Genomic DNA, 10,061 nt, shown 5'->3' on the forward strand with positions numbered 1-10,061 from the left:
TTTTGCCTCTTGCTGGCCAACACTATCTCGCGCCTGCTGCTCCCAATAATCCCGCTGCAGCCTTTCTTTTGCAATCGTAAACATGAGATTCACGGTGAGCGCTCCTTTCTGTTAAAAGGTGGTGATTGATCGTGTTTGCCCTATCTAATATACTCTTTTCCTGTCTTTCCTATGCGCTAAACAAAAAAAGATCCTTTGCCCTTAGCGGCAAAGGATTTTTTTCTTATTTATAAGTTACAAGGAAGTATTTTTTCTTCCCGCGGCGCAGGACAGTAAATTGGCCTTCGATGCGGTCTTCTTCCGATAAGATATAATTTATTTCCGTCTGGCGTTCGCCGTTAATGTAAACAGCTCCGTTTTGAATGTCTTCACGGGCTTGGCGTTTAGATGGAGATAATTTAGATTGCACCAATACATCTACAAGTGATAGCTCTTGGCTGCTGTCAGCTTCCATAGATGGAACATCTTTAAAGCCGACTTTTACGTCTTGGGCAGAAAGCTCTTTAATATTTCCGCTGAACAGCGCTTGGGAAATGTTGATAGCTTGCTCAAGCGCCTCACGTCCATGAACGAGCGCTGTCACTTCTTCTGCCAGGCGTTTTTGCGCTTCACGCTTTTCAGGCGCCGTTTCTGTTTTCTCAGCGTATGCTTCAATTTCCTCTTTTGATAGGAACGTAAAGTATTTTAAGTATTTCACAACGTCACGGTCATCTGTGTTGATCCAGAATTGATAGAATTCATACGGCGATGTTTTTTCCTTATCAAGCCAGATAGCGCCGCCTTCCGTTTTGCCGAACTTCGTGCCGTCTGCTTTTGTGACAAGCGGAATGGTAAGGCCGAACGCTTTTGCTCCTTCTTCTTCTGATTTTCTGATCAGTTCAAGACCAGCTGTGATGTTGCCCCACTGATCGCTTCCGCCGATTTGCAGCTTACAGTTTTTGTCTCTGTACAGATTTAAGAAATCATAAGATTGAAGAATCATGTAGCTGAATTCCGTGTATGAAATGCCTGATTCAATTCTTGAGCTGACCGTGTCTTTTGCCAGCATGTAATTGATGCCGAAGTTTTTACCGACATCACGAAGGAAGTCGATCACATTCATTTTGCCGATCCAGTCAAAGTTGTTCGCGATGACAGCAGGATTTTCTGCAGCATCAAAATCCAGAAATCTGGACAGTTGGTTTTTGATTTTTTGGGACCATTCGGATACGATGTCAGCAGTATTTAATGTACGCTCCGCTTTTTTTCCGCTCGGATCGCCAATAAGGCCCGTCGCGCCGCCCACAAGCGCAATCGGATGATGCCCCGCAAGCTGGAAACGGCGAAGTGTTAAAATAGGCAGCAGGTGTCCGATATGCAAGCTGTCTGCTGTTGGATCAAAGCCTGAGTACAGGCGGATTTTTTCTTCATTCAGCTGTTTATTTAATCCCTCTTCATCCGTCATTTGCTGAATCAATCCGCGGAAGGATAAGTCTTCAAGTAAGTTTGTCATGAGATAAAGCTCCTTTTTTGTTAAAATAAAAACGCCCCTTCGTTTACACGAAGGGACGATTAATTATCGCGGTACCACCCTACTAATAAGAGAATGCAAAACATTCGCCTTATCACTTTGCCTGATAACGGATCAGGTCCGTTCTTTCACTACTGAAAGCCTGGCCGGCTTTGTTTGCAAAAGCGGTTCATGAGTGTATTCGAGATATCCGTCTGTGCTGATTTTCACCGGCCATCAGCTCTCTGGAACGTAAGGATATTCTACTTGTCTCAATCTTTACCTTTTCATATGAAGCTATATCATTTTTAACATAAATAAAATCCCGTGTCAACGTCGCCTTTTAATCCTCCATCGTTGATAGATCTCCAGCCGGCAGATTGAGCTCCCACGCCTTCAGCACGCGTCTCATGATCTTTCCGCTCCGGGTTTTCGGAAGCTTATCTTTAAATTCAATTTCACGCGGAGCCGCATGGGCTGCAAGACCCTGTTTCACAAATAGGCGGATCTCTTCTTTCAGTTTATCGGACGGCTCAAACCCTTCTCTGAGTGCGATAAAAGCTTTAATGATTTCTCCCCGCACCGGATCAGGCTTTCCGATCACGCCTGCTTCTGCAATGGCCGGATGTTCGACAAGCTTGCTTTCCACTTCAAATGGGCCGACGCGCTCACCGGAGGTCATTATGACGTCATCAACTCTGCCTTGGAACCAGAAATACCCTTCATCATCCATATAAGCAGAATCACCAGACACATACCAGCCGCCCGGCATGAAATACGATTCGTACTTTTCAGGGTTATTCCAAATGGTATGCATCATGGAAGGCCAGCCCTTTTTAATGGCGAGATTGCCCATTCGGTACGGAGGAAGCTCGTTGCCCTGATTGTCAACGATTGCTGCCTCCACACCGGGAATCGGCTTACCCATTGAGCCTGGTTTGATATCCATGCAAGGATAGTTGCAGATGAGCTGACTGCCCGTTTCTGTCATCCACCATGTATCATGGATTCGCTTGTTAAAGACTTTGTGTCCCCATCTGATGACTTCTGGATTTAACGGTTCACCGACACTGAGCACATGCCGGAGTGATGTTAAATCATATTTTGCAGCCATCTCATCTCCTGCTCCCATCAGCATTCGAAACGCGGTCGGCGCGCTGTACCAGACGTTGACGCCAAGCTGCTCAATCGTTCCATACCAGCTTTCCGGGCTGAAACGGCCGCCAACGATGACATTTGTCGCTCCATTCAGCCACGGTGCAAAAATGCCGTATACCGTACCTGTCACCCAGCCCGGATCAGCTGTGCACCAGTAAATGTCTTCTTCCTTTAAATCAAGGACCCACTTTCCTGTCTGGTATTGCTGAATCATCGCTTCATGGACATGAAGCACACCCTTTGGCGTTCCAGTGGACCCAGATGTATAGTGAAGCAGATAGCCGTCTTTTTTGTCCATCCATTCGATATCCAATCTTGTGCTCTCCTGTTTTGCCGCTTCATCATAACTAATGATGTTTGTGCCGCTCTCAGCCTCTCCGCCGACTACGAATATATGCTGTAAGTGAGGCAGTTTGTCAGCCGGTATTCTTTCCAGCAGCTCAGGCGTTGTGACAACAACCTTCGCCTCGCTGTTTTCAAGCCGGTCCTTCACCGCTCCCTCCATAAATGCTTCGAACAGCGGCCCGGCGATGGCACCAATTTTGATAGCGCCAAGCATAATAAAATAAAGCTCGGGTGATCTCGGCATAAAGATAAAAACGCGGTCCCCTTTTTCCACATCTCCATACCGTTTCAGCACATTCCCGGCTCTGTTTGATTCTTCCTTCATTTCTTTAAATGTGTATTTTTCATCCCGGTTTGCGTCTTTATAATAAAGCGCTACTTTGTTTTTTCGAAACGATTCGGCATGACGGTCAATCGCTTCATACGCCGCATTTAGTTTCCCTGTCTCATGCCAGGAGAAATGTTTCTCTGCCTCGGCCCAATCAAAATGCCGGTACGTTTCTTCATAATTTTTTAAATGATGATCCCCTTCCACTGCTGGTAACGCTTTCAAATTCATGCCCAAACATCCCCCTTTGCTGAAGTTGTCACATTTATTATAGTATATATTCATATTCTTCTCAATTTTTAAAATATAAACCATATTGAAAACGCTTTATAATTTGTTATTCTTAAAGAAGGCATGTATTTTTATAAGAATTGATGGGACGGTGGATCAGTGGAACATCATAAAACATACCATTCAGCAAACATCAAAACAGCAACCGGCTCCTTACTGATAGAAGGGCCTGTCTCTCCAGAGGATTTAGCAGGTTACGAGTTTCATAACGATTTAACCGCATTTCGCCCGCCCCGTGAGCAGCATGAAGCACTAGTCGATATTGCAGGCCTTCCCGAGGGACGCATTATTATTGCCAGAGATGGCCGAACCATTGTCGGCTATGTGACGTATTTATATCCTGACCCGCTCGAAAGATGGTCTGAAGGAAATATGGAGGATTTGCTTGAGCTCGGTGCCATCGAGGTTGCGCCGGCCTATCGGGGATGTTCTGTCGGAAAGACGCTTCTGACCGTCAGCATGATGGATGAACAAATGGAAAACTACATCGTGATGACGACGGAATATTACTGGCATTGGGATTTAAAAGGGATGAAAAAAGATGTGTGGGAATACAGAAAGATTATGGAAAAGATGATGAATGCAGGCGGATTGGTCTGGTTTGCAACGGATGAGCCGGAGATCAGCTCCCACCCTGCAAACTGTCTGATGGCCCGCATCGGAAAAAACGTCAGCCAAGAATCAATTGAACAATTTGACAGGCTCCGTTTTTATCATCGTTATATGTATTAACTGACACTGACAAAGGGGAAAAAATAATGATTGTTGAGCAAATCATGAAAAGGGATGTCATTACATTAACGAAGATGGATACGCTTGAAACAGCAATATGCAAACTGAAGGAGTTCCATATCAGGCATCTGCCTGTTGTAGACGAAGACCGCCATGTGATCGGCATGATTACAGACAGAGACATGAAACAGGCCAGCCCGAGTATTTTTGAAGAAAGCAAACGGAGCCGATTTCTCACACGAAGCGTAGATTCAATTATGAAAAAAGATATCGTCTGCGCCCACCCGTTAGATTTTGTCGAAGAAATATCTGCTGTGTTCTACGAGCATGGAATCGGCTGTCTCCCAGTGGTGCAGCATCAAAAATTAGTAGGCATTTTGACAAAAACCGATTTGCTGCGGACGTTTGTCAAATTGACAGGCGCTGACCAGCCGGGATCGCAAATCGAAATAAAAGTAAACGACATCACCAAAAGCCTCGCGGAGATCAGCAGTCTTTGCCAAGACCTTCAAGTGAAAATATTAAGCGTGCTTGTTTATCCGCATGATGATCCCGGTGTAAAAGTGCTTGTCTTCCGTGTAAAAACGATGAATCCGCTGCCGTTTTTGCAGGCATTACAAAGAAATGGGCACCACGTCATATGGCCGTCAGAGCAAAGGGATCTGCTATGAGAGACAGTGTATTTATCTATTCCCCATCGTATCAAACCTATATGTTTCATCAAGAACATCCATTTAATCAGCAGCGGGTTCTGTTAACATACGATTTGCTCAAAATGATCAATGCCTTTGATGATGGAGACATTATCAGTCCCAGACTCGCGGAAGAAGAGGAGCTCGCTCTTGTCCATACGGACGATTACATTCAGGCGGTCAAGCTTGCGGGCGCGGGAAAGCTTCCCGCTGAAGAAGGAGAAAGCTACGGGCTCGGCACAGAAGATACACCTGTCTTTGCCGGCATGCACGAAGCGGCATCACTCTTAGTCGGCGGCACCTTAACGGCCGCAGACTGGGTGATGTCAGGACAAGCCCTGCATGCCGCCAACCTTGGAGGAGGCCTACATCACGGCTTTCGGGGAAGAGCTTCAGGGTTTTGCATATACAACGACAGCGCTGTGGCGATTCAATATATCCAGAAAAAATACAGAGCCAGGGTGCTTTATATTGATACGGACGCCCACCATGGAGACGGTGTGCAATTTACGTTTTACGATAACCCTGACGTATGCACGCTGTCCATTCATGAGACAGGAAGGTATTTATTCCCCGGAACCGGCCAGATTCAGGAAAAAGGCAGCGGAAAAGGATATGGCTATTCCTTTAATATCCCGCTTGACGCTTTTACAGAGGATGATTCTTTTCTTGAGGCTTACCAGACAGCGGCTTCCGAAGTAGCCGCTTATTTCCATCCGGATGTCATTATCAGCCAAAACGGCGCCGATGCCCATTACTATGACCCGCTGACGCATTTATCTGCAACAATCAACATATACGAAGAAATTCCCCGGCTTGCACACACTTTAGCGCACCAGTATTGCGAAGGAAGATGGATTGCAGTGGGAGGCGGCGGCTATGATATTTGGCGTGTTGTGCCCCGTGCCTGGGCCAGGATATGGCTTGAGATGAAGGGAATTGATCCGGGAGACGATATCCCGCCGGAATGGATCGCTAAATGGCAAAAACAATGCCCCGTCACCCTTCCGTCCACCTGGAGAGATCCAGCCGATTTATATCCTCCGATTCCCCGCAAGCCAGAAATTACAGAAAAAAATGCACAAACCGTCAGCAAAGCATTATATGCGATACGATCTGAGCAGCAGCAAAGAACAAAATAAAAAACGACCTTTACAAAGAGGTCGTTTTTTATTTTTTGATGACGATTTCCACACGCCGGTTTTCCTTCATGTGTTCGTTTGTCTTGTTATCCTTTACAGGCTTTGTATCTGCATAACCGACAGCGATAAAGCGCTTGGAGGGAAGTTTTTCTTTTGATGTGAAATATTGAATAACTCCGCTCGCCCGCGCTGCCGACAGCTCCCAGTTAGACGGGTATCGGTATGTCGAAATGTTTCGGCTGTCTGTATGGCCCTCCACCTGAATGTCATTTGGAATGGTTTGAAGAAGAACAGCAATTTGGTGAAGAAGTGTTTCAGCATTTTTCAGCACCTTTGCCTCACCTGAATCAAACAGCACAGCCTCCTGCAGAACGAGCACGACACCGCGTTCATCCCGTTTGGCTGTCATTTGGGTCTTCAAATGATTGTCTTTTATATATGTATTTACTTTCTTGAGAAGCTGATCCTGCTGATCCTCTTGCTTCTTCGCATCGGCTGGCGAGGTATCCTTTTTTTCTATGGACGTTTGGCCCGGCTGGAGCCCGCCGCCTTCCTTTTGGATCGAATCAACTGCAGCTTTAAATTTTTGCAGATCGATTTGGGACATGGAAAAAAGTAAAATAAAGAACACAAGGATCAAAGTGATCAAATCTGAAAAGGTGACCATCCAGTTTGGTGAAGAATGGCTGTTTTTCCCGCTTCCATTCCTTCTTTCAAAACGTTCTCTTCTAAGCTTCATGTACAGATCCCTTTTTTGTTTTTACTTGATTTGTCTGCTTCTGCCATTCTTCCCGAGAGCTGAAAACGACAAGCTGGCTTTCGAGATTGCGCGGGTTTTTTCCGGATTGGATTCCGATAATACCTTCCACCATTACCTGCTTGATGAAGATTTCACTTTCTGTTTTTTCTTCGAGCTTAGCAGCAATCGGGTTGAAGACCATGTTTGCCAGTAATGAACCGTATAAGGTCGTCAGAAGCGCAACGGCCATATTCGGTCCAAGCATATGTGGATCATTTAAGTTTTTGAGCATCAACACGAGCCCGACGAGTGTTCCGATCATTCCCCATGCCGGAGCGAATTCCCCCGCTTTTTCAAAAACACGCCGTCCTTTGCGGTGCCGTTCCTCCATTGCTGCGATTTCTGAATCCATGACGAGCCGAATCGTTTCTTCATCCCAGCCGTCAATCGCTAAAAGCAGCCCTTTTTTCAAGAACGGATCTTTGATTTCCCGAGCCTGATCATCCAATGATAAAAGCCCATGTTTACGCGCGTGATCGGAAAGAGAGACAAAGGTTTTCACAAGATCTTTCACATTGTCTTCCTGGCGGATAAATGCCTGCTTTAACACAGAGGGCGCTTTTTTCAGATCTCTCGGCGGAAAACTGATAAAAACAGCGGCGCATAGTCCCCCTGTTACGATGAAGAAAGAGGTCAGATCAAGAAAAGAGCGGAAACCGCTTACTCCCGATCCCGAGATAATCCCGATAACAATAATAATCGTCCCTAACACAAAACCAACAGGTGTAAGATAATCAAAACGTTTCATCATTTCTCCCCATGAAAAAAGCAAGAATTCACCTTAGAGGTGAAGCTTGCTCTCTTGTTTTTCTTATGACTTGGTTGACTTTCTTAGCTCTATACGGTGCGGCAGTTCGACGATATGCTCTTCAACCGGCTCTTTATTCATGAGCTTCGTCAACAGTCTCATCGCAACGGCACCAATATCATATGTCGGCTGAACAACCGTTGAAAGCTGAGGACGAACCATGAGGCTTAATCTCGTATTGTCAAAGCCGATAATCTCTAGGTCCTCAGGAATGGATAGGCCTTGATCCTGAGCCGCATGGATAATGCCGAGTGCCATTTCATCAGTTGCAGAAAGAATGGCTGTCGGTTTTTTGTCAAGGCTCATCAGATGCTGCAGCGCTTCAAGTCCGGAATCATATGTGTAATCCCCTTCAGCGACAAATTGTTCATTAAACGGCAGGTTCGCGTCTTCAAACGCACGTTTGTAGCCTTGCAGTTTTTTTGAACGGTTGATCGGTTCTGTCATAGGACCGGATACGAATGCGATATCTGTATGCCCTTTATCAACCAATAACTTCACTGCATCATAAATCGCCTGTTCGTAATCGATGGCGACTGACGGTGTTTCCTCCTGCTCTTCTACAGAAGCGGCAAGTACGATCGGCACTGGGGAACGCTTAAATTCCGCAACATGCTCGTCCGTAATGTTTCCGCCCATAAACACGATGCCGTCCACTTGTTTGCCGAGCATTGTGTTTAACAGGTGCAGCTCTTTCTCCATGTTTTGGTCAGAGTTGCTCAAAATAATGTTGTATTTATACATTGTCGCGATATCTTCAATTCCGCGAGCAAGCTCTGAATAGAAAATGCTTGAGATATCGGGAATGATGACACCTACAGTTGTTGTTTTTTTGCTTGCCAGCCCTCTTGCCACCGCGTTTGGACGGTAGCCGAGACGGTCAATGGCTTCTAAGACTTTTTTCCGCGTTGTCGGTTTTACATTCGGGTTGCCGTTCACGACACGGGAAACGGTTGCCATGCTTACATTAGCTTCTCTCGCTACGTCGTAGATCGTAATATTGCTCATCCTAAAACCACTCCTTTTACTGGATACACTTATCCTTATCTATAGCATAAACACTTTATGTAGAGAAATGTCATAATGTCCGAAATTATGTCGTTTATGATTTGTAAGCGTAAGTCAGTAGTGTACATTATTTTTCATTATTCATCAAATTTAAATACTTCTCATGAAATTATACACGTTTTTATAGATGATGAAAACGTATACTTGGATTTTATAACTAATTAAACGAGAAAGCATAAAAAAAGGCCGCAGACGCGGCCTTTTGGATTGTTCAATTAAGCGTTGACTTTTACCATAGGTTTCAGTTCATTCAGCCATTTTTCGAATTCAGGAATCGCCATTTGCTGAGCAGAGTCAGATAGTGCGACTGACGGATCAGGGTGAACCTCAGCCATTACGCCGTCTGCACCGATCGCTAAAGCAGCTTTAGCTGTCGGAAGCAAGAGGTCGCGGCGGCCAGTTGAATGCGTAACATCAACAAAGACAGGCAAATGCGTTTCTTGTTTCAAAATCGGCACGGCAGAAATATCCAGTGTATTTCTTGTTGCTGTTTCGTATGTTCTGATACCGCGCTCACAAAGGATAATTTGGTCATTTCCTTGTGACATGATGTATTCAGCAGCATTGATGAATTCAGAGATCGTTGCAGCAAGTCCGCGCTTTAGAAGCACTGGCTTTTTCACTGCGCCGGCCGCTTTCAGCAACTCGAAGTTTTGCATATTGCGCGCTCCGATTTGAATGACATCAATGTAGTCCAGCGCTTCTTCGATATGAGCCGGAGTTACGATTTCACTGATCACTGCCAAATCAAATTCGTCCGCTACACGTTTTAAGATTTGAAGGCCTTCAACACCAAGCCCTTGGAAATCGTATGGGCTCGTACGAGGCTTAAAGGCTCCTCCGCGCAAAATTTTAATTCCTTGTTTTTTCGCAGCTGCAGCCACTTCAGCCACCTGCTCGTAGCTCTCTACCGCACATGGGCCGACAATGAATCTTTGCTGGCCGTCCCCGATTTTTTCACCTTTGATATCTACAATTGTATCTTCAGGTTTTTTCTTACGGGAGACAAGCAGCGCTTTGCTGTGATCTTCTTCCTGAAGCTCTAAACCGGCTTTGAATATCTCTTTAAAAATGTGCTGGATGGTAGAATTTTCGAACGGCCCGTCATTGTTTTCAATGATATTGTTTAACATTGTGCGTTCTCTGACAGGATCAAATCGGTTAACACCCTGTGCTTCCTTCGCTTTACCGATCTCTTTTACAACATTT

At 45.4% G+C, this 10,061-nt stretch carries 10 protein-coding genes and 1 other annotated feature; of the genes, 3 read left to right on the forward strand and 7 right to left on the reverse strand.

Translation table 11 applies throughout. The features are described 5' to 3' along the window. The 3 genes from sr7p to acsA all read right to left on the reverse strand — a co-directional run. A partial coding sequence (gene sr7p / locus RAC86_RS29405) for a small protein SR7P (protein ID WP_377886332.1) occupies positions 1-93 on the reverse strand: 93 nt, incomplete at its 3' end. 130 nt (positions 94-223) lie between these two features. Then, positions 224-1,492 (reverse strand): tyrosine--tRNA ligase, encoded by a 1,269-nt coding sequence (tyrS, locus tag RAC86_RS29410; RefSeq protein WP_014114788.1) that lies wholly within the window; start codon positions 1,490-1,492, stop codon positions 224-226. A gap of 48 nt (positions 1,493-1,540) precedes the next feature. Beyond that, positions 1,541-1,778, reverse strand: a binding site (T-box leader). A gap of 54 nt (positions 1,779-1,832) precedes the next feature. After that, the gene (gene acsA, locus RAC86_RS29415) at positions 1,833-3,551 is read right to left on the reverse strand and encodes an acetate--CoA ligase (protein ID WP_072566687.1); all 1,719 of its coding nucleotides are present in this window, start codon (positions 3,549-3,551) and stop codon (positions 1,833-1,835) included. Positions 3,552-3,710: 159 nt separating this feature from the next. Between acsA and acuA the strand changes: the two genes are divergently transcribed. Genes acuA through RAC86_RS29430 form a run of 3 tightly spaced genes read left to right on the forward strand, consistent with a single transcriptional unit; the run spans position 3,711 to position 6,177 of the window. Beyond that, positions 3,711-4,343: an acetoin utilization protein acetyltransferase AcuA gene (gene acuA, locus RAC86_RS29420; RefSeq protein ID WP_014114790.1), complete on the forward strand. Its 633-nt coding sequence runs from the start codon at positions 3,711-3,713 to the stop codon at positions 4,341-4,343. Between the two features lie 26 nt (positions 4,344-4,369). After that, entirely contained in the window at positions 4,370-5,014 is a 645-nt protein-coding gene (locus RAC86_RS29425) for an acetoin utilization AcuB family protein (RefSeq protein ID WP_014114791.1), read from the forward strand. Beyond that, the gene (locus tag RAC86_RS29430; protein WP_041521040.1) at positions 5,011-6,177 is read left to right on the forward strand and encodes an acetoin utilization protein AcuC; all 1,167 of its coding nucleotides are present in this window, start codon (positions 5,011-5,013) and stop codon (positions 6,175-6,177) included. Before RAC86_RS29425 ends, RAC86_RS29430 begins: the two co-directional genes overlap by 4 nt. A gap of 28 nt (positions 6,178-6,205) precedes the next feature. Here the strand turns inward: RAC86_RS29430 and motS are convergent, their stop codons facing one another. The 4 genes from motS to RAC86_RS29450 form a co-directional block, all read right to left on the reverse strand. Then, the gene (gene motS, locus RAC86_RS29435; protein WP_072566688.1) at positions 6,206-6,916 is read right to left on the reverse strand and encodes a flagellar motor protein MotS; all 711 of its coding nucleotides are present in this window, start codon (positions 6,914-6,916) and stop codon (positions 6,206-6,208) included. After that, positions 6,906-7,724, reverse strand: coding sequence for a flagellar motor protein MotP (gene motP / locus RAC86_RS29440; RefSeq protein WP_014114794.1), 819 nt, complete (start codon positions 7,722-7,724; stop codon positions 6,906-6,908). The genes motS and motP overlap by 11 nt, the downstream gene beginning before the upstream one ends. Before the next feature lie 63 nt (positions 7,725-7,787). Further along, positions 7,788-8,792, reverse strand: a complete 1,005-nt coding sequence (gene ccpA / locus RAC86_RS29445) for a catabolite control protein A (RefSeq protein ID WP_072566689.1) — start codon at positions 8,790-8,792, stop codon at positions 7,788-7,790. Positions 8,793-9,067: 275 nt separating this feature from the next. Next, positions 9,068-10,061: bifunctional 3-deoxy-7-phosphoheptulonate synthase/chorismate mutase (locus RAC86_RS29450; protein ID WP_377886331.1), on the reverse strand; the 994-nt coding region annotated here is incomplete at its 5' end.

The sequence above is a fragment of the Bacillus sp. LR_5 genome (genome assembly GCF_042709275.1).

Bases quoted from the DNA above. Each gene is read 5' to 3' on its own strand.
- tyrS (WP_014114788.1), bottom strand. From the start codon at position 1,492: ATGACAAACTTACTTGAAGACTTATCCTTCCGCGGATTGATTCAGCAA.
- acsA (WP_072566687.1), bottom strand. From the start codon at position 3,551: ATGAATTTGAAAGCGTTACCAGCAGTGGAAGGGGATCATCATTTAAAA.
- RAC86_RS29425 (WP_014114791.1), top strand. From the start codon at position 4,370: ATGATTGTTGAGCAAATCATGAAAAGGGATGTCATTACATTAACGAAG.
- RAC86_RS29430 (WP_041521040.1), top strand. From the start codon at position 5,011: ATGAGAGACAGTGTATTTATCTATTCCCCATCGTATCAAACCTATATG.
- motS (WP_072566688.1), bottom strand. From the start codon at position 6,916: ATGAAGCTTAGAAGAGAACGTTTTGAAAGAAGGAATGGAAGCGGGAAA.
- motP (WP_014114794.1), bottom strand. From the start codon at position 7,724: ATGAAACGTTTTGATTATCTTACACCTGTTGGTTTTGTGTTAGGGACG.
- ccpA (WP_072566689.1), bottom strand. From the start codon at position 8,792: ATGAGCAATATTACGATCTACGACGTAGCGAGAGAAGCTAATGTAAGC.